The organism is Hymenobacter cavernae (genome assembly GCF_014641455.1).
Taxonomy (GTDB): Bacteria; Bacteroidota; Bacteroidia; order Cytophagales; family Hymenobacteraceae; genus Hymenobacter; species Hymenobacter cavernae.
This window is the reverse complement of record NZ_BMHT01000004.1, coordinates 283,275-303,627: the sequence shown is the minus strand read 5'-3', so window position 1 is coordinate 303,627 and position 20,353 is coordinate 283,275. Positions and strand designations below refer to the sequence as shown.

Below are 20,353 nucleotides of genomic sequence, written 5' to 3'. Positions count from 1 at the left end.
GGGCGTTAGACGAAGGTAGGTGAAACGAAGCCGCCGTTCGGACCAGCCATAACCGGCAGCTCACTACGGCAAAGCTACAGCAATAACCCGCCAGCTAGAGGCGGTAAACTGGTCAGAAAGCGCCCCCAAAATCGGCAGAAGACGAAAGGCTACGTGGGCGGAGCCGCCCCGGCCGGGTGGCATCCTGGCAGCATCTGCCAGCTAGTAACAACCGAGCCTCGGCGGGGCGGCGCCGTCGTTGGGACCTAGGTGCCGTCCTGCTGAGGCTCGGTTGTTTTTATGGGTTAGCACCTAGGTTCCAAGACAGCTTCAAAACGGTCTTTACCCACCAGAAACGCCATATTTACATGACATTATACCAGTTAAAATTGAAATAAGTCAAATAACACTAGTTTCAGACGAATTTGGCTCCACTTTTTGCCTAAAACATCCCGCCTTTGGGCAATACCAGTCAGGTACTTTTAGGGCGCTGATAATCCGTTTTTCCTTTTCCTGATAACAGTCTTGTTTGCTCGCCAAAAGGAGTGCAGATAATCCAGGGGTTCGGCCTTTTCAACAGCTCGGCGTCCTGCTTCAGCAAGTGCAGCCCGGCACAATCTGAAGCTCTCCTCTCTCCCACCCTGCTGTAGCTCCTTCGTCTGACTCTATCCTATAAGAGGTGCCTCACGCGCCTTCGTCTGGGCCACCCAGTGAATAGCCAACAGAGCAGTTTGCCCACTCCGACTACCTAGGTTTTCACAAACGTTTGTGTGCTCAGCTTCAGCTAGCTCCTATCCTTATTTCATACATCACCCGACCTCTTTCCCTAAACTACCCATGCGGAATCTTTCCTGGCTCTTTCTATTCTTCAGTATCTGGCTGCTGCCCCTGGCTGGCAATGCCCAGGTGATCAAGCACACCTTCACCCTCGGCGACGAACACTTTCTGCTCGACGGTAAGCCGTTCCAGATGATTTCGGGCGAGCTGCACTACCCCCGCGTGCCGCGGGAAGCCTGGCGGGCCCGCATGAAAATGGCCAAAGCCATGGGTCTGAACACGATAGGCACTTACGTATTCTGGAACCTGCACGAGCCGCAGAAAGGCAAGTTCGACTTCAGCGGCAACAACGACATTGCCGCCTTCGTGAAGATGGCCCAGGAAGAAGGCCTCTGGGTGGTGCTCCGACCTAGCCCCTACGTGTGCGCCGAGTGGGAATTTGGCGGCTATCCGTATTGGCTCCAAAACGAAAAAGGACTGGTGGTACGCAGCAAGTCGCCGCAGTTCCTGGCCGAATACAAGGCTTACATTCAGGAAGTTGGGAAGCAGCTGGCCCCCTTGCAGATCAACCACGGCGGGCCGGTGCTGATGGTGCAGGTCGAGAATGAGTACGGCTTCTACGCCAGCGACAAAGAATACCTGGCTATCAACCGCAAGCTGTTCCAGGATGCTGGTTTTGATGGCCTGCTCTACACCTGCGACCCCGGCGCCAAGGTGAAGGAGGGTCACCTGGAAGGTCTGCTGCCGGCCGTGAATGGCTGGGACAACCCCGCGAAAGTGAAGCAAGTCGTGCGCGAAAACCACGGCGGCAAAGGCCCATACTTCATTGCCGAGTGGTACCCGGCGTGGTTTGACTGGTGGGGGGCGCCGCACCACACGGTGCCGGCCGCCAAGTACACCGGCCGCCTCGATACGGTGCTGGCCGCGGGTATTTCCATCAACATGTACATGTTTCATGGCGGCACCACGCGGGCCTTCATGAACGGCGCCAACTTCAGCGACTCGGTGGCCTACGAGCCCCAGATCAGCAGCTACGACTACGACGCGCCCCTCGACGAGGCCGGCAATGCTACGCCGAAGTTTATGGCGTTTCGCAGCGTTATCGAGAAGCACTTGCCCGTGGGCGTGAAGCTGCCCCCGGTGCCGGCCGCCAAGCCGACCATCACGCTGCCGGCGGTGCAGTTCACGCAAGCCGTGAGCGTATTCGACATGCTGCCCGCCCCGAAAGCCAGCACCACGCCGCTCACCTTCGAAGACCTAGGTCAGGCCTACGGCTACATGCTGTACCGCGCTACGGTGCCGGGCGGCACGACTAGCACGTTGAAGATTAAAGACCTGCGGGATTATGGGTTGGTCTTCGTGAATGGCAAGCGTGTGGGCGTGCTGGACCGCCGCCTGAAGCAGGAAAGCCTGACCCTCACCTTACCCAAAGGTTCGGCCCGACTGGAAATCCTGGTGGAAAACCTAGGTCGGATCAACTTCGGCAAGTACCTGCTGCAGAACCGCAAGGGCATTACGGAGAAAGTGCTGCTGGGCGGCAAAGAAGTGAAGAACTGGCAGATGTTCAGCTTACCGTTTGAGCGGGCCGACGCCTCCTTGTTCAAGGCCAAAACCGCCGCTAAAGCCCTTGCCGGCCCCGCCGTCAAGCGCGGCACTTTCACCCTCACCCAAACCGGCGACACCTACCTCGACATGCGCACCTGGGGCAAAGGTTCCGTCTGGATCAATGGGCACTCGCTAGGTCGCTACTGGCAAGCCGGCCCCCAACAGACGCTGTACGTGCCGGTGGAATGGCTCAAGAAAGGTGAAAATGAAGTCGTTGTGCTGGAGCTGCTGAAGCCCGAGCAAAACACGCTGAAGAGCTTACCCAAACCCATTCTGAGCAGCTTACCGTCGCCGGCCGTGGGAAAACTCGACTGAGTACCGCCGCCACTTTCTCACTATTTCTCACTCTACTTCCCACCTAACACTTTATGAAAAACTATATACCTAGGAAGGAACACTTCGTGTGCTTTCTTCTATTCTTCCTTTCCATGACGGCGGCTTTTGCCCAGACTACCGTCAAAGGAACCGTGAAAGACAACACCGGCGCGGGCCTGCCCGGCGTGACGGTGCTGTTAAAGGGCACCACCATCGGCGCCGCCACCGACACGCAGGGAAACTTCTCGCTGAGCGTACCCGACCCTGCCACCGGCGTGCTGCAATTCTCCTTTGTGGGCTACAAGCAGCAGGAGGTAGCCATTGCCGGCCGCACGACCGTAGACGTGACCCTAGGTGTTGATACCAAGGCACTTGACGAAGTCGTGGTCGTTGGCTACGGCACCCAGGAAAAGCGCAGCCTCACCAATGCCGTTACGACGGTGCAAGGCCAGGAGCTTTCCAAGCTCACGGTGGCTGACGTAGGCAGCGCCCTACAAGGCAAAGCCGCGGGCGTATCGGTGGTAGGCGCCGGCTCGGAGCCGGGCTCTTCACCGCAAATCCTGATCCGCGGACTTTCGACCATCAACGGCAACAGTCCGCTGTACGTGGTAGATGGCCTGCCGGTGGCGAACATCAATTACCTGAACCCGAAAGACATAGCTAGCTTGAGCGTGCTCAAGGACGCGGCTTCGGCAGCTATTTACGGTTCGCGGGCGGCCAACGGCGTTATTCTGATTACGACCAAAGCCGGCGTGAAAGGCGAGCCAAAAATTACGCTCGACGTGACCTACGGTGTGTCGAACCCGACCAAGGTTCCGGACATGGCATCCGCCAGCGAGTACGCTCGCATCATGAACCTGGCGGCCACCAACTCGGGCCGGCCGACGGTGTACCCCGATCCGGCGTCGTTCACGCAAAGCACCGACTGGTGGAAGGAAATTTCGCGCCGCGGCAGCACCCAGAACTACTCGGTGGGCCTGTCGGGCGGCAGCGACAAGGTTGTTTACTCGACCGGCATCAGCTACTTCAAGGAGCAGGGCCTAGTGCGCAACTCCGATTTTGAGCGTCTTTCGCTGCGCATGAAGTCGGAGTACCAGGCGGGTAAGCACCTGAAAGTCGGCGAGGATTTCAACATCTCCATGACGAATCAGAAGTACCTGAACAGCGGCAGCTTATTCCGCGACGCCTTCAACGACGACCCCATCACGCCGGCGCGGGTGCCGGGCACGTCGGGCAACCCCTACGACTACTACGGCGCATCGCCTACGGACCTCGCCAACCCGCTGGCCGTTGTGGAGCGCAACGACGACAAGCGTAACCAGTATTTTCTGGTGGGCACCGTGTACGCCAACTACGAGTTTATTCCGGGGTTGATTTTCGAGACTCGGTTTGGCTCTAATAACAACGTGTACGAGCGCAACCTCTTCAGCCCGTTCTATACCATTGACCCGAACGAACGCACCCAGGTCAACTCGCTACGGAGGGAGCACAACATCGAAATCAACTGGAACAACACCAACACGCTGAACTACACCAAGAACCTAGGTGACCACAACATCTCGGCGCTGGCCGCCGTGACGCTGGAGAAATTCACCACCCGCACGAATGCTGCCCTCGGGCAGGCCATTCCGAGCAACTCGCCCGACCTGCGCTACCCCAACGCGGCCACGGCCAACTTCAGCATAGAAGGCAATGACTTTGTGAACACTATCGCCTCGCTGATTGGGCGCGTCAACTACGACTACAAGGGTCGCTACCTGCTGGGCGCCAGCATCCGGCGCGACGGCGCGTCGGTGTTTCCATCGGCTAATCGTTGGGGTGTTTTCCCTTCGGTTTCAGCCGGCTGGCTGCTTTCCGACGAGAACTTTATGAAAGACATAAGCGCCGTTAACTTCTTCAAGCTGCGGGCGAGCTGGGGCCGGGTGGGCAACCAGAACATTCGCAGCATCACGAACAGCGCCTATATCGGCACCCTAGGTCGGGTGTACTACGTGACCGGCGACACGCGCACCGAGCAGCTCGGCGTGATTCAGAACAACGTGCCCAACCCGAACGTGAAGTGGGAAACGGTGGAGGATTACAACATCGGTACGGACCTAGCTTTCCTGCAAAACCGGCTGACCGTGACGGCCGACGTGTTCCGCCGCAATACCATTGATATGCTGATGAGCCAGTCTATTCCAGGCCACGCGGGCTACGGCTACAACAGCCCCGTGACCAACATCGGCAGCATGAAAACCAACGGCTTAGACTTCTCGGTGGGCTACGCCAAATCGACGGGCGACTTCACCTACGGCGCCAACATCAACGCGACCCGCGCCATCAGCAAGATCAAAAAGCTAGCTAACGGCCAAGCCTTGTACTCGGGCAACACCCCTGTTTTCGGACGTCCTTCTAAAACCGAAGAAGGCGGCTACGTGGGTGCTTTCTACGGCTACCAGAGCCAGGGCATCTTCCAGAATCAGGGTGACATTGACGCCTACAAAGGGCCAACGGGTGCGCTGGTACAGCCCAACGCCAAGCCCGGCGACTTCCGCTTCGCCGACCTCAACAACGACGGCGTGATTGACGCCAAAGACCAGAAGTACATCGGCAACCCCACGCCCGACCTGACCTTTGGCGTAAACCTGAACGCGGGCTACAAGGGCTTCGACTTGCAGGTTTCGCTGGTGGGCAGCCTCGGCAACGACATCGTGAATGCCAACAAAGGCTGGTGGTACTCGGGCAGCTACAACTACAACAAAATCGCCGGCCTGGAAGATGAGGCGTGGCACGGCGAAGGCACCTCGAACACGGTGCCCCGCATCGTGGCCAACGACAACAACCAGAACCTCACGCGCTTCTCTGGTTTCTACGTGGAGGATGGCTCGTATGCCCGCATGCGGAACCTTCAACTCGGCTACACGCTGCCGCAGTCGGCTTCCAGGGTCCTGCACACCAGCAGCCTGCGCGTGTACGTGAGTGCTCAGAACCTGTTTACCATTACGAACTACTCCGGCCTCGACCCCGAAATCGGCTACGGCCGCTCCTACACCGATACGCCTTCGGCTCTCAACCGCGGCGTTGACCTAGGTAACTACCCCACCTCCCGCACCTACTTGGTAGGCGCCAACATTGCTTTCTAATTCCCTCACAGCCGCTGCAATCATGAAAAAATATAGCTTCCTTCTCACGTTGGTGCTCGGCCTGAGCCTGCAAGCCTGTAAGGATTTTCTGGACGAACCACCTCGCGGTCAGCAGAATACCAACAACTACTACACCACCGCCGACGAGTGCAAAGCGGCCGTGATGGGCTGCTACTCCCTCTCCGACCAGAGCGACTGGTGGCAGCTCGACCGCACCCGCATGCTCGGCGACGTAGGCTCCGATGATGCCTGGAAGGGCAACGCCATTGCCGGTGACCAGCGCGAGTTTGGCGACTTCTCTCGCTTCTTCTGGCTACCTAATAATGAGTGGTTTGACAACCGCTACACCCACCTCTACCAAGCCATCGGCAACTGCAACGCCGCGCTGGTGGGCATTGCCAAGGCTCCGATTGATGCCGAGTTGCAGAAGCAACTCATTGGCGAAGTGAAGTTTATCCGGGCCTACAACTACTTCGAGCTGGTGAAAGGCTTTGGCGGTGTGCCGCTGGTGCTACAACCCGTGACGGCCGAAGAAGCGCTGACCTACAAGCGCGCTACTGCCGAAGAGTGTTACAACCAGATCATTCAGGACTTCAAAGACGCTGCCGACGCGCTACCTGAGAAGAACGCCCGCGCCGCTATCGACAAGGGGCGCGCTACGAAAGGCGCGGCTAATGCCTACTTGGCTAAAGCTTACCTGTTTACGGAGAAATGGGCCGAGTCGCAGCAGTACGCCGAGAGAGTGATTAGCTCGAATCAATACAACCTGAACGACGACTTCAGCCGGGTGTGGAGCGTGAGCAACCCCAACGGCAGCGAATCCATCTTCGAGTTTAACTACAATGCCAATCAGACCTTTAACCTAGGTACGTCCCTCACCGTGGTGATGCGGAGCCGGGCCGACGGCGGCTGGGGCTTCAACACGCCGAGCAGCAACCTGGAGCAGGCGTTTGTGCGGGAAAACGACCCACGCCTGAAGTGGACCATCATCAAGCAGGGCGACAGTGTGGACGTGAAAACGGCCAGCTTCGACTACTCCAAGTACGACACTAAGCCCTCCGAGAACGAATCGGGCCGCATCAGCCGCAAGATGTTTCTGCTGCTGAAAGACCGGCCGGCCAACGAGAGCAACCACTCGCCGCTCAACCGCATCGAGTTGCGCTATGCCGACTTGCTGCTGATGCACGCCGAGGCCTCCTACCGCCTGGGTCAGGAAGATAAAGCCCGCACCTCGCTCAACCTGGTGCGCGCCCGCGCCAATCGTCTGAAGCCCGGCACCGTACTACCCCGCACTTCTACGGGCACGCAGCTGCTGAACCACATCTGGTTGGAGCGCCGGCTGGAGCTAGCTATGGAAGGCCACCGCTACTACGACCTGGTGCGGCAGCACCGCTTAGTGGCTGTTATTCAGGCCTTCAATGCCGCACAAGTGACCAGCACCGACCCTTACGATAAGGGCAAAGTGAAAGACCAGATAACCGAAAAGAACAACTTCTTCCCCATTCCAACCCCGCAGATTCAGCTCTCCGGCGGCAATGTGGAGCAGAACCCTGGGTACTAACCTAGGTTGACGCAGCCAGCAATAAGGACAAGCCGCTTGCTCCTTGTTGCTGGCTACGTTCTTTTTTGGTCTTGTGCTAGCCCTTTATAAAAGCTTTGTAATGAGAACACTACTTAATTCTAGTGCAGTAGCTTCGCTACCTAGCTTGCTTTTTAGCAGGTCGCGCATCACGAAGCCACGCTTGACCTTAAGCGCGCTTGTGCTGCTGGCTGTTACCGGAACGAGTACAGGGCAGTCTACCAAACCTAGCTCTGCTGGGGTAGCCAAAGCCATAACCGTGCTGCTGGATGATACGAAGACGTACCAGACCATCGACAACTTCAGCGCGTCGGATGCGTGGGCATGTCAGTTTGTGGGCCAGTGGCCCGCAGCCAAGAAGGACGCCATAGCGGACCTGCTGTTCAGCATTGATGACAAGGCCGGCGGCCAGCCCAAGGGTATCGGCTTGTCGATGTGGCGCTTCAACATTGGGGCGGGCAGTACGCAGCAGGGCGAGCAAAGCGGCATCCGCGACGAGTGGCACCGTGCCGAGTCGTTTATGCTGCCTGATGGCCGCTACGACTGGACGCGGCAGGCCGGGCAGGTCTGGTTTTTGCAAGCTGCTAAGAAGCGGGGCGTCAAGCAGTTTCTGGGTTTTCTGAACAGCCCGCCCGTGCAGTATACTATCACGGGCAGAGCCTTTGCCGAGGGCGGCAAAACCAACCTAGCTCCGGCTAATTACGAGGCTACGGCCACGTTCATTGCCAATGTGGTGCAAGGCGTGAAGAAGACCACGAGCATTACTTTCGATTATGTCAGCCCAGTCAATGAGCCGCAGTGGGATTGGAGCGACCCGAAGCAGGAAGGCAGCCCGTTCCGCAACGAGGAAATTTCCGGCCTTACTAAGGCGTTGGATAAGGCACTAATTACTCAACAGTTGCCTACCAAAATCCTGCTCACGGAAGCCGGCAAGATCAACTACCTGTTTGCCACGGAAGACAAGCCCGACCGCGGCGAGCAGATTAATGCCTTCTTCAGCCCAACTGCTTCCACGTACGTGGGCAACCTACCCAGTGTAGCCCGCACCATTGCTGCCCACAGCTATTTTACCACTTCACCTTACAACCAGGCGGTTGCAACGCGCCAGCAGCTAGCCGACAAAGTAGCAACGGTTGATAAGCTGAACTACTGGCAGTCGGAGTACTGCATTTTGGGTGATAACGCCGGCGAAATCAACGGCAACAAGCGCGACCTAGGTATGGAAGCAGCCTTGTACCTGGCGCGCACCATTCACATGGACCTCGCGGTGGCAAATGCGGCGGCCTGGCAGTGGTGGCTCGCCATCTCGCCCTACGATTACAAAGACGGTCTGATCTACATTGACAAAACGAAAGCCGACGGCAACTATCAGGTGAGTAAGATGCTGTGGGCGCTGGGCAACTACAGCCGCTACATTCGCCCTGGCGCCGTCCGCGTCGATGCTCGCCTTGAGCAAAACCTAGGTATCGACAACCAGCTACTGGTGTCAGCTTACAGAAGCGCCACCGGCAAGCAACTGATAACGGTGGTTGTCAACTCGGCCACTACGCCAACGGATTTGCGGCTGAAGCTCGGCCAGAAAAAGCTAGGTTCGGTGCGCACCTACACCACCTCCGCCACTACCAATCTGCAACCCGGCACCGTTATAAAAGCCGATCAACCGGTGCACCTGGCCCCGCGCTCCATTACGACGCTGGTCAGCGACATTCGCTAGAAGATGGTGGTCTGTTGCAGGAACGCGCCACGGCACGTTCTCGTCCGGACGACATACCCACAGTAGGCGCTAAGCGGCTCGAACGGCAACCGTTCAACGACGAGCGCGCCGTGGCGCGTTCATACAGCGCTTCAACGGCCCACCGCTAAAACTGTCATTCCCCACCCAAAACGTCCGCTTCAATGAAAACCAACTTTCTACTCCTTTTCCTCTTGGTTTGCAGCTTGCTCTCCAGCAGGGTCCAGGCTCAGGCGCCCCGCCAACAGTTGTTATTTAACGCTGATTGGAAGTTTCACAAAGGCGACGTGACGGCGGGCGAAAAGGCTGATTTCAACGATGCTGATTGGCGCCGCCTGGAGTTGCCCCACGATTGGAGCATCGAAGGACCATTTAGTCAGGAGTGGGCCAGTGCCACCGGCTACTTGCCGGGCGGCATCGGCTGGTACCGCAAGACGTTCGACGTGCCCACCGGCTTCCGCTCAAAAAAAGTCTTCGTGTACTTCGATGGTGTGTACAAAAACAGCGAAGTCTGGCTCAACGGCCACTTCCTGGGCAAGCGCCCCAGCGGCTTCGCTTCCTTCCAGTATGAGCTGACACCGTACCTGAAAGCCAGCGGCAAAAACGTGCTGGCGGTGAAAGTCGACCACACCGAATTTGCCGATTCGCGCTGGTACACGGGTTCGGGTATTTACCGCAATGTGTACTTGTTAGCGACTGATCCCGTGCACGTTGGCCTTTGGGGCGTCGGCTTCACCACGCCCGATGTGTCGGCCAGCGCTGCTACGGGCAAGGTCACGGTATCTGTCAACAACATGACGGCCGCCGCAGCTACCGTTTTGGTAAAAAGCACGCTCGTAGATCCGCAGGGCAAGGTAGTAGCCACCGCGCAGCAGCAAGTGCAGGCTAAACCCAAGATAGATACGCCCGCTGCTATGACGTTGAAAATCAGCAAACCTAGTCTATGGTCAGTGGATAAACCTAGCCTCTACAAGCTACGGGTGGCGCTTTCGGTACAAGGCAAGGTGACGGATGAAGTGGTGGAGGAAGTAGGCGTGCGCAGCATCCGCTTCGATGCCAACCAAGGCTTCTTCCTGAACGGCAATAACCTAAAGCTCAAGGGCGTATGCCTGCACGACGACGCGGGCGCACTCGGCGTGGCCGTGCCGATGGACGTGTGGGAGCGGCGGCTGAAAACGTTAAAGGAAGGCGGCTGCAACTCCATCCGCATGAGCCACAACCCCCACGCCGACTACTTCTACGCCCTGTGCGACAAGCTAGGTTTTCTGGTGATGGACGAGGCGTTTGACGAGTGGGAAGAGGGCAAAAACAAGTGGGTGGAAGGTTGGAACGTGGGCACGCCCGCCAAATTCGGCTCGCACCAGTACTTCAAGGAGTGGGCCGACCGCGACCTGCGTGACATGATTTTGCGCAACCGCAACCGGCCGTCGATCATCATGTGGAGCATCGGCAACGAGATTGACTACCCCAACGACCCCTACTCCCACGAGGTTCTGAACACCGGCCGCAACCCGCAGATCTACGGCAAAGGCTACCTGCCCGACCACCCCGCCGCCAGCCGCCTGGGCGAGCTTTCCAAGCACCTGGTAGCCGTGGCCAAAAAGTACGATACCTCGCGGCCCATCACGGCGGCGCTGGCCGGCGTGGTGATGTCTAACTTCACGGATTATCCCGCTTCGCTCGACGTTGTGGGCTATAATTACCAGGAGTTTCGCTACCCCGAAGACCACCAGAAGTACCCAAACCGCGTTACCTACGGCAGCGAGAACGGCATGGCGCGCAGTGCGTGGGCCGCAGTCGACTCCAACGCCTACATCTCGGCCCAATACCTCTGGACCGGCATCGACTACCTGGGTGAGGCCGGCAAGTGGCCCCAGCGCAGCAATGGCGCCGGTCTGCTCGACCTGGCGGGCTTTCCGAAGCCGGAGTATTACTTCCGTCAAAGCCTGTGGTCCGACAAACCGATGGTGTACCTAGGTGCTATGCCGCTGCCGAAAGAACAACAGCGCGGCGGCCACCGGCAGCTGAACGCCACCTGGAACTGGAACGCCGGCGACCAGGTCCGCGTCGTGAGCTTCACCAACGGCGACGCCGTGGAGCTGTTTCTGAACGGGAAGTCGTTGGGTAAAAAGCAGGGCCGCGAAGTTTCCTGGGACGTAGCCTATCAGTCCGGCGAGCTGCTGGCGAAGAGCTACAAAAAGGAGCAGGAAGTAAGCCGCACGGTGCTGAAAACCGTGGAAGCGCCCGCCGCTATCCAAGCCACCGCCGACCGCACCGCGCTGTCTGGTAAAGCCCACAACCTAGCTCAGATTGAAGTAATGGTAGTCGACAAAAACGGTAATCCGGTAAACACGGCCACCAACGAAGTGACCGTGGCGGTGGAAGGCCCAGCCAAGCTGCTCGGCATCGAGAGCGGCGACCTAGCCAGCCACGAAGACTACAAAGGCACCAAGCGGCAGGCGTACCGCGGCCGGTTGCTGGTGTATGTGCAGGCCACAGGAGCCGGGCCGGTGAAAGTATCGTTGCAATCGCCGGGACTGAGCGGGAAAGCCGTGGAGCTGAAAGCCAGCCTATAAGTCAGCGGGTTGCGTTATTTCGAGTAGAGGCGGAGGTCGAAGCGCTGTAGGAACGCGCCACGGCGCGTTCTCGTCTGGGCGACGTGCCCGCAGGAGGTGCTAAGCGGCATCGTTCAACGACGAACGCGCCGTGGCGCGTTCCTACTTCGCTAGCCTATTCTATCCGGGAAAATAGCTTAGAAGGTGTTTAAGTTAGCACGTAGCTTTGGGCATGCAGCAAAAGCGTTACAGTTCGGATTTGACGGAACGTCAGTGGGCGAAGCTGGCGCCTTTGTTGGTGGTACAGCGCACGAGCAAATGGCCCTTACAGGCAGTGGTAAACGGGATTTTTTACGTGCTCAAGAATGGATGCGTGTGGCGTGATGTGCCAGCCGATTTTCCGCCTTGGCCCACGGTGTACTATTATTTCACCAAATGGACTGCTGACGGCACTTGGCAGCGGGTCAGTGCCTGTTTGACGATTAGCGCCCGGGAGCGGGCAAAAAAAAGGCCCAGCCCACCGTCGCCATTCTCGACAGTCAAAGCGTGAAAAATACGGCTACTAGCACGAGCAGCGTAGGCTACGACGCCGGCAAACGTATCAAGGGCCGCAAACGCTTTTTTCTGGTGGACACACTAGGTAATCTACTAGCTAGCTGCGTGGTAGCGGCCAGTTGTCATGACGGGACCACCGCCGCAAGAGTGTGGGACGCCCTAGTGCTGGGCAATGAGTTGCTCGATCAAGTGCAAACCGTATTCGTGGATGGCGGCTTTGGCCGTCACTTCCGCCAGCACCTAGACCAGCGAGGTATCCAAGCGCAAGTGCCTACGGGCGTGCTCGCGCAGAAAGGCCGCTTTTTTATCCACGCCAAGCGCTGGGTGGTCGAGCGCAGCATTGCCTGGGCGAGCAATAATCGGCGCTTAGCCAAAGACTACGAACGCAAAACTGCCCATGCCAACGCCTGGCTCCACCTGGCCAATATCAGACGATTAACTAAGCTAACTTAAACAGCCTCTAAGAAAGCTGTGTATTGCGTATGGCAACCTACAACTCCCTGCGAATGCGTAAGCCCTTCAAGATTTTCCTCATGACCACCGGCGGACTACTCGGAACCCTGCTCCTGGCTGCTGTGGCCTTCAATTTTCTGAGCCCCGAGCTAGGTGGCAAGCCCACGAAGGCCGAGCGCGTCGCCTTCGCCCGCACCGGCCACTACCGCGACGGCGAATTTCGGAACCTGCAACCCACCGAGGTGATGACCGGCGGGAGCACCATCAGCACGATGTGGAAGTTTCTGACCCAGACCACGCCCCACGCCGACCCGCCCGGTCCGCTGCCTTTGCAAAAGCTGGATTCGCTGACCATCACCCAGAAAACACCCGAGCTGGTGCGCGTGACGTGGTTTGGCCACTCGGCCACGTTAGTGGAAATTGCCGGCCAGAACGTGCTGCTCGACCCGATGCTGAGCATCGGGATGGGGCCGGCGCGCTGGGCGACGCCTAAGCGCTACAACCCCGAGCTGGCCATTCGGCCCGAGCAGCTGCCGGCTATTGCCGCCGTGCTCATCTCCCACGACCACTACGACCACCTCGATTACCAGACGGTGCAGAAGATCAAGGATAAAGTGGGTGTCTTCTGCGTGCCCCTAGGTATTGGCGCGCACCTGCGGGCCTGGGGCGTGGCACCCGAGCACATTCGGGAGGTAAGCTGGGGCGACAGTGTGCGTCTGCCGGGCCTCACGCTGACCAGTACGCCCAGCCGCCACTTTTCGGGGCGCGGCCTCGGCAACCGCAACTCGACGTTGTGGACTTCGTGGGTGATAAAGTCTGCTGCTAAGCGTCTGTTCTACACCGGCGACGGCGGCTACGGCGCGCACTTCGCCGATATTGGTCGCCAGTACGGCCCCTTCGACCTAGCTTTGGTCGAATGTGGGCAATACAACGAAGACTGGGCAGAGATTCATATGCGGCCCGAGCAGAGCGTGCAAGCGGCCCTCGACGTGCGCGCCCGCGTGATGCTGCCCGTGCATTGGGGCGCCTTCACGGAGGCGCGCCACCCCTGGAACGAGCCGGTGCGGCGCGCCTCGGCTGCCGCGAAGGCGCATCCTGAATTGCTGTTCACCACCCCGCGCCTGGGCCAGCCGGTGGTGCTCGGGGCGCTGCTGCCGCAGGAGCACTGGTGGGAAGCGCTGTCTATAGAAGGCAATAGGTAGGCTTCCACTGCCAGGAATGCCTGCTTTTCTTCACCTTTGCCTTATGCCGTACTCTCGTTCCCGCCTTCTCTCCTACCTGTTTGCCGGCCTACTGGCTATCAGCTGCTCAAAGGATTCGCCCGCGCCGACTACGCCTACCCGCGACGAAAACCTAGCTTTGGGCAACCCCAGCGGCGCCACCACCGATGCCAACAACCCCACTAATTACCTGCTAGTCAAGTCGCAGTATACCCTCAGCTACCACCGCGACCGAGGCATCCCGAACTGGGTGAGCTGGCACCTGAGCAGCGCCTGGCTTGGCTCGGCCGACCGGCAGGACAACTTCGCGGCTGATAATGAGCTGCCCGCCGGCTGGTACCGCGTGACCACCAGCAGCTACACCGGCTCGGGTTTCGACCGGGGCCACAACTGCCCTTCGGCCGACCGCACCAGCTCCGCGGCCGACAACTCGGCCACGTTTCTGATGACCAACATCACGCCGCAAGCCCCCAACAACAACCAGCGCACCTGGGTGGGGCTGGAAAACTACTGCCGCACGCTCGTCGACCAGGGCAACGAGCTGTACATCATCTGCGGAAGCTACGGACGGGGCGGCGTGGGCAGCAATGGCGCCGCCACCACGCTGGACAATGGCCGCGTGACCGTGCCGGACCGTTGCTGGAAAGTGGTCGTGGTACTGCCCGTGGGCACCAACGACGTGCAGCGCATCAGCACCAGCACCCGCGTCATTGCCATCAACGTGCCCAACGACAACACCGTGAACACCAACTGGGCCACTTACCGCACCACCGTCGATGCCATCGAGCAGGCCACCGGCTACGATCTGCTTTCCGCCGTGCCGACCGCCGTGCAGAAAACACTGGAAGCCAGCGTAGATAAAGGCCCCACAAGCTAGGTTGCGAGAACGTCATTCCGACCAGCGGGAGGAATCTCGCGTGCAGTAGTAGCTCCAATCGTCCGGTTTACCATTGCACGCCAGATTCCTCCCGCTGGTCGGAATGACGTGCTGTTAAGCGCATTCTACTACTTACCCACCAGTAGCCAACAGCGCAGCCGCGGAACAACCGACCTAGGTAGCCTGTTTACCAGAATTACCATTGTATTTCCGCGCATCATGCCTAAAAATATTGCTGAGCTGCCCGTTTCTATTCTGGATCTGGCGGCTATTCGGGACGGCTACACGCCCGCCGACACCTTCCGCAACAGCTTGGATTTGGCGCAGCACGCCGAGCGCTGGGGCTACAAGCGCTTCTGGCTGGCCGAACACCACAACATGGCCAGCATTGCCAGCTCCGCTACGTCGGTGCTGATCGGCCACATCGCGGGCGGCACCTCTACCATCCGCGTAGGCTCGGGCGGTATCATGCTGCCCAACCACGCGCCCCTGGTGGTGGCCGAGCAGTTTGGCACCCTGGCCACGCTCTACCCCGGCCGCATCGACCTAGGTTTGGGTCGCGCGCCCGGCACCGATCAGCTGACGGCCCACGCCCTGCGCCGCGATTTGCAGGGCTCGGTGAACGACTTCCCCCAGAATGTGCAGGAGTTACTGACGTATCTGTCGGCCGAAAACCGCACGAGCCGGGTGCGCGCCATTCCGGGCGAAGGGTCGGATGTGCCGGTTTGGCTGCTGGGCTCCAGCACCTACAGCGCGCAGCTGGCCGGCTACCTGGGTCTGCCGTTTGCCTTTGCCAGCCACTTCGCGCCCACGCACTTGCAGGCCGCCCTGAACCTGTACCGCTCCAATTTCCGTCCGTCGCAGTACCTGGCCGCGCCGTACGCTGCCGCTTGCGTGAACGTTATTGCGGCCGATACCGACGCAGAAGCCGACCGCCTGGCTACCTCTTTCTACCAGTTGGCGCTGGGCATCATCCGAGGCACCAGCAAGCCCCTGCAACGGCCCATCGACAGCATGGAAGGCGTGTGGAGCGACATGGAAGAGGAAGCCGTGGGGCAGATGATGTCCTACTCCTTCATTGGCGGCCCGGCCCGCGTGCAGCGGCAGGTGCAGCAGTTCGTGGATGCCACCCAGATTGATGAGCTGCTGGCCGTGGCGCACATCTACGACCACGCGGCGCGCCTGCGCTCCTATGAGCTGCTGGCGAACCTAGGTCAGCCAACTGCTGGCCGGCCCGTTACCGATTACGCCGGTCAGTCGCGGTAGGCGCCCTCTCTCGCCCACCGGTTTTTCAACGCCCTGGCGCTTGCCCATGAAACAAAGTTTTTGGGCAAGCGCCGGGGCGTTTCCGGTTTACTCAGCTACCTGACCACGCAGATAGCTAGGTGGTAATCAGGCCACGACACGCTCCTGCTAAAATCCCGGAACGTCTCTGTTTTGATACGTATTTAATGAGTAAGTATACACCGTCTAACTGCTCCTGAGCCAACTGGCTTCTTACCCCACCCTCTACCACCCAACTTTCTATGGTTCAGCTACCTGCCGAAACCTCTGCCGACGAGTTGCTCCAGACGCTGCTCCACGTTTCTCTTAACGGGGTTATTATGCTGAGTCCCGTCTACGGACCCGACGGCAGCGAACCGGTGGATTTCGCGCTGGACTACCTCAATACGGCCGCACAGCACAAGCTTGGGCTACCGGAGTGTCCGGGCGTCACGGTGCTCACGCGCTTCCCTACCACACAGAGCAGCAATTTTTTCGCTTTTTACCAGCAGGTGTTTAAGAGCGGCGAAGTGAGCCACTACGACCTGCATTACCAGCTCGACAACATCGACCACTACTTCCAGGTGATGGCTCAGCGTACCGGCTCGCGACTGATAGCAAGCTTTACCGACACGCAGGTCGTCGTCGGGCAGGCGTTGCAGCAGAACCAGGCCCGCCAGGAGGAGGCTCGCCGCCAGGCCGAAATCCGCCGCCGGCGCCTGCACGATGTGCTGATGGAAGCCCCGGCTAATATTGCGCTCTTCACCGGCCCTGATCATGTTTATGAGTTCGTGAATCCGCGCTACCAGAAACTATTCCCCGGTCGGACGTTGCTGGGACGACCGGTTCGGGATGTGCTGCCCGAGCTGGAAAGCAAGATTTACTTTGAGGCGCTCGACCGCGTGTACCAGACTGGGGAACCGTTCTACGGCTATGAGATGGAAACCTGGATTGACTACACCAGCACCGGCTTGCTGGAAGAAGGCTATTTCAACGTATCCTTTCAGGCCCTCCGCGACGCGGAAGGCAACCCGGATGGCATCCTGAACTTCGCCTACAACGTGACCGAGCAGGTGCTAGCCCGGCAGCAGGTTCAGCACCTGAATGCCGACCTAGCTTCCATCAACGCCAAGCTGGCTTCGATTAACGAAGAGCTGGTGACGAGCAATGAAGAGCTTAACCTGCTGAACTTGCAGTTGGAGCACACCCAGCAGCAATTGCGCGAACTGAACCAGGAGCTGGAAGCGCACGTAGCCGCCCGCACCCGGCAGCTGCAAGCCGCCCTGCGCGAAACCGAGCAGCAGCGCGAGCAGCTTCGGCAGCAGCAGCAGATGCTACAGCATATTCTGGGGCAGGTACCGGCTTCTATTGCCACGCTGACCGGGCCCGAGCATCGCTACACGTTTTTCAACGCCAGCTACCACGCCCTGACGGCCGGGCGCGCCCAACTCGGGCGCACGGTAGCCGAGCAGCTCCCGGAGCTGGCCGAGCAGGATTTTCTGCCGCTGCTGAATCAGGTGTACGCCACGGGGCAGCCTTTTCGGGCCAATGAGAAACCCATACTGCTCTACAACCCCGCCACCAGCCAGACCGAGCAGCGTTATCTTGATTTTGTGTACCAGCCGCTGCTCAATGAGCAGCAGCAACCCTATGCCATCCTGGTTTTTATCGTGGAGGCCACTGAAAAGGTGCGGGCACGCCAGCAGGTGCAGGCTCTGAACGAGCAGCTTGCCGTTATCAATCAGGAGCTGCATAGCGCCAACTGCGACCTAGGTACCACCAACGCCCAGCTCACACGCACCAACGTCGACCTGGACGCGTTTATCTACACGGCCTCCCACGACCTGAAGGCACCCATTATCAACATTGAAGGCCTGCTGACCACCCTGTGCCAGGAGCTGCCGCCTGCCGGTCAGGCGGGCGTCGTGCCTGTGCTGCTGGAAATGATGCAGGTTTCCGTCAACCGCTTCAAGCGCACCATCGAACACCTCACCGACGTATCGCGTCTGCAACAGGAACACGGCCAGACTGCTCCGCAGGTTCGCTTGGAAGAGGTGCTGCGCGATGTCTGCCTGGACCTGGCCCCGCTGATTGCCGGGACGAGCGCGCAAATAGAGCCTGATGTGGAGGCCTGCCCCACGGTTTCTTTTTCGGAGAAAAACCTGCGCTCGGTGCTGTACAACCTGCTCAGCAATGCCCTCAAATACCGTCACCCTGACCGTGCGCCCTTGGTGCGGATAGCCTGCCGGATTGAAGGACCTTACTCCGTGCTTACCGTCGCTGATAATGGCCTAGGTTTAGATCTCAGTCGGGGGCGCGGGCTGTTCACCATGTTTCAGCGGTTTCACACCCATGTCGAGGGCTCGGGCGTGGGACTTTATATGGTCAAGAAAATGGTGGAAAACGCCGGCGGCAAGGTGGAGGTAGCAAGCGAACCGGGCCAGGGCTCCACTTTTTCCGTTTACTTTAAACGCTAGTAGCCCCTCTCGCTACGCGCTTTCTTCATGCCTACGCCCACCTTTACGCTATTGGTCGACGACGACCAGACTACTAACTATCTCAATCAGAGAACTCTCGAAAAGCTAGCCGTTACTGACAAGGTGCTGGTGGCCCGCAATGGGCAGCAGGCCCTGGAGCAGCTGGCGGCACACAGTCAGCACACGACGCCCGACTGCCCCGCCCTTATCTTTCTGGACATGAACATGCCCGTGATGAGCGGCCTTGAGTTTCTGGAAGCCTACCAGCAGCTCCCACGCATCGGGCACGCCATCATCATCGTGATGCTGACCACGCCGCTGCTCCCGGAAAAGATGCGGCGCCTCCGGCAGCTCCCCGTGACGGACATCCTCAACAAGCCCCTCACCGTCGAGAAAGTCGCGGGCGTGCTGAAGACCTATTTCGCGCCGGGGCAGCCAGGCTAGGTTCGGCCACAGGTTTTTCTGGCTGGCCTATATTTCTTTCTATTCTCTTGGGCTGTCTTCAAGCAGCTTGCAGCAAGCCAGCCGCAAGACCTAGGCCAGGTCGATGAAGAACGTGGTGCCGTGGTGCTCCTTGCTTTCCAGCCAGATTTTGCCTTCGTGCAGCTCCACGATTTGCTTGGTAATGAACAAGCCCAGGCCTGTGGTGGTGTCGCCGTAGAGGCCGGGGCGCGATGCGGCCGTGAACTTGTCGAAGACGCGGGGCTGCAACTCCTCCGGGATGCCCAGGCCCGTATCCTGCACAATAAGCCGCACCCGGCCCTCGTGCTCTTGCAGGCGGACGCGAATCTGGCCGCCGGCCGGGGTAAACTTGAACGCGTTGGTGAGCAGGTTGTCGAGGATGCGGCCAAACTTATCGGCGTGGATGTTGGCGTGAATGGGCGTCGGGGGCAGCTCCAGCACCAGCTCGATGTCTTTTTCCTGAGCAGCTACCCGAAACACGATCAGGCGCTCGTTCAGGAAGGCGCCGAGGTCGGTGCGGTGCTTTTCCAGGCGGTTGGCCTCCATCTGGCCCAGGTACAGCACGTCTTTCAGCAATACGCCCGCCTCGGTGCACGCGCGCTCCACCAGCTTCAGCAGCTCCCGCACGTTCTGCTGGGCGCTGGCCGGCTCGATGGCCCGCACGGCAGGGTCATCGAGCAGCAGATCTACCAGCATCCGAATGTTGTTGATGGGGCTTTGCAGGTCGTGGGCAACCAGGTGCAGAATGGTTTCCTGGGCATCATAAAGCCGCTTGTGCAAAATCTCCAGCTTCTTGCGCTCGGCAATATCTTCCAGGGTGGTGTAGCCTAGCTCCTGGCCGTCGTCGGGGAAAAGCACCGACGTTACGCGGCACCAGAACGACGAGCCATCCTGACGCACCAGGCAGGTTTCGAGCCCGAAGCTAGGTTCTTTATGTGCCCACAGGCGCTGCTGGAGCTTTTGCCAGTCGGCCATATGGTCGGGGTGGGCAAACTCCAGAATGCGGTGGCCCACCACCTCATCGGGGCGTTCAAAACCTAGCATGGTGGCCAGGGCCTGGTTGGCCTGGCAAATCGTCAGGTCGGGGTCAATTATTTTCTGGCCGAGCGGCGAATTCTCAAACACCGTCCGGAAGCGTTCCTGATTTTGGGGCACTACAGGCGTCTCCTGCTCACGCTTAAGCCGGGCGATTTCCTCCCGCAAAAGGCGGTTTTCCGCCTCTAGCGGGCCTTTATCGGGAGAAGTAGATGATGGAGCCGTTGGCATAAAGGGCGAAATAGCGCAGGACCTAAGCTGATCCGGTGGGCCTGGTTATAGACAAGATGCAACAAAGTTAGCCAACCGCGCAGCTCCAATCATAAACTACCCTCTAGCTACCT

Annotated in this window: 12 protein-coding genes and 1 pseudogene; 12 read left to right on the top strand and 1 reads right to left on the bottom strand. The window is 59.2% G+C overall.

Annotated features, from left to right (window positions below):
* Positions 1–816: 816 nt before the first annotated feature.
* The 12 genes and pseudogenes from IEX74_RS12355 (at position 817) to IEX74_RS12300 (ending at position 18,956) form a co-directional block, all read left to right on the top strand.
* Positions 817–2,676, top strand: coding sequence for a glycoside hydrolase family 35 protein (locus tag IEX74_RS12355; RefSeq protein ID WP_188814303.1), 1,860 nt, complete (start codon positions 817–819; stop codon positions 2,674–2,676).
* 53 nt (positions 2,677–2,729) lie between these two features.
* Positions 2,730–5,801: a SusC/RagA family TonB-linked outer membrane protein gene (locus tag IEX74_RS12350; RefSeq protein ID WP_188814302.1), complete on the top strand. Its 3,072-nt coding sequence runs from the start codon at positions 2,730–2,732 to the stop codon at positions 5,799–5,801.
* Between the two features lie 22 nt (positions 5,802–5,823).
* Positions 5,824–7,362 carry a RagB/SusD family nutrient uptake outer membrane protein gene (locus IEX74_RS12345; protein WP_188814301.1) on the top strand — a complete coding sequence of 513 codons (1,539 nt, stop codon included), beginning with the start codon at positions 5,824–5,826 and terminating at the stop codon, positions 7,360–7,362.
* Positions 7,363–7,462: 100 nt separating this feature from the next.
* Entirely contained in the window at positions 7,463–9,094 is a 1,632-nt protein-coding gene (locus tag IEX74_RS12340; RefSeq protein ID WP_229755250.1) for a glycoside hydrolase, read from the top strand.
* 182 nt (positions 9,095–9,276) lie between these two features.
* On the top strand, positions 9,277–11,688 hold the full coding sequence (locus IEX74_RS12335) for a glycoside hydrolase family 2 TIM barrel-domain containing protein (RefSeq protein ID WP_188814299.1): 2,412 nt from the start codon (positions 9,277–9,279) through the stop codon (positions 11,686–11,688).
* Between the two features lie 211 nt (positions 11,689–11,899).
* Positions 11,900–12,217 (top strand): transposase, encoded by a 318-nt coding sequence (locus IEX74_RS23490; protein ID WP_188814298.1) that lies wholly within the window; start codon positions 11,900–11,902, stop codon positions 12,215–12,217.
* Positions 12,193–12,675: pseudogene (locus IEX74_RS12325) on the top strand (transposase); the annotation flags it as partial. The gene IEX74_RS23490 and the pseudogene IEX74_RS12325, both read left to right, overlap by 25 nt.
* Positions 12,676–12,728: 53 nt before the next feature.
* Positions 12,729–13,877: an MBL fold metallo-hydrolase gene (locus IEX74_RS12320; protein ID WP_188814296.1), complete on the top strand. Its 1,149-nt coding sequence runs from the start codon at positions 12,729–12,731 to the stop codon at positions 13,875–13,877.
* Positions 13,878–13,920: 43 nt separating this feature from the next.
* Positions 13,921–14,772 carry a DNA/RNA non-specific endonuclease gene (locus IEX74_RS12315; protein WP_188814295.1) on the top strand — a complete coding sequence of 284 codons (852 nt, stop codon included), beginning with the start codon at positions 13,921–13,923 and terminating at the stop codon, positions 14,770–14,772.
* Between the two features lie 219 nt (positions 14,773–14,991).
* Positions 14,992–16,038, top strand: a complete 1,047-nt coding sequence (locus IEX74_RS12310) for an LLM class flavin-dependent oxidoreductase (protein ID WP_188814294.1) — start codon at positions 14,992–14,994, stop codon at positions 16,036–16,038.
* A gap of 260 nt (positions 16,039–16,298) precedes the next feature.
* Entirely contained in the window at positions 16,299–18,512 is a 2,214-nt protein-coding gene (locus tag IEX74_RS12305) for a PAS domain-containing sensor histidine kinase (RefSeq protein ID WP_188814293.1), read from the top strand.
* 27 nt (positions 18,513–18,539) lie between these two features.
* Positions 18,540–18,956, top strand: a complete 417-nt coding sequence (locus IEX74_RS12300; RefSeq protein WP_188814292.1) for a response regulator — start codon at positions 18,540–18,542, stop codon at positions 18,954–18,956.
* A gap of 90 nt (positions 18,957–19,046) precedes the next feature.
* On the opposite strand, the gene IEX74_RS12295 is transcribed toward IEX74_RS12300, so the two are convergent.
* Positions 19,047–20,240, bottom strand: coding sequence for a PAS domain-containing sensor histidine kinase (locus tag IEX74_RS12295; RefSeq protein WP_188814291.1), 1,194 nt, complete (start codon positions 20,238–20,240; stop codon positions 19,047–19,049).
* Positions 20,241–20,353: the final 113 nt, after the last annotated feature.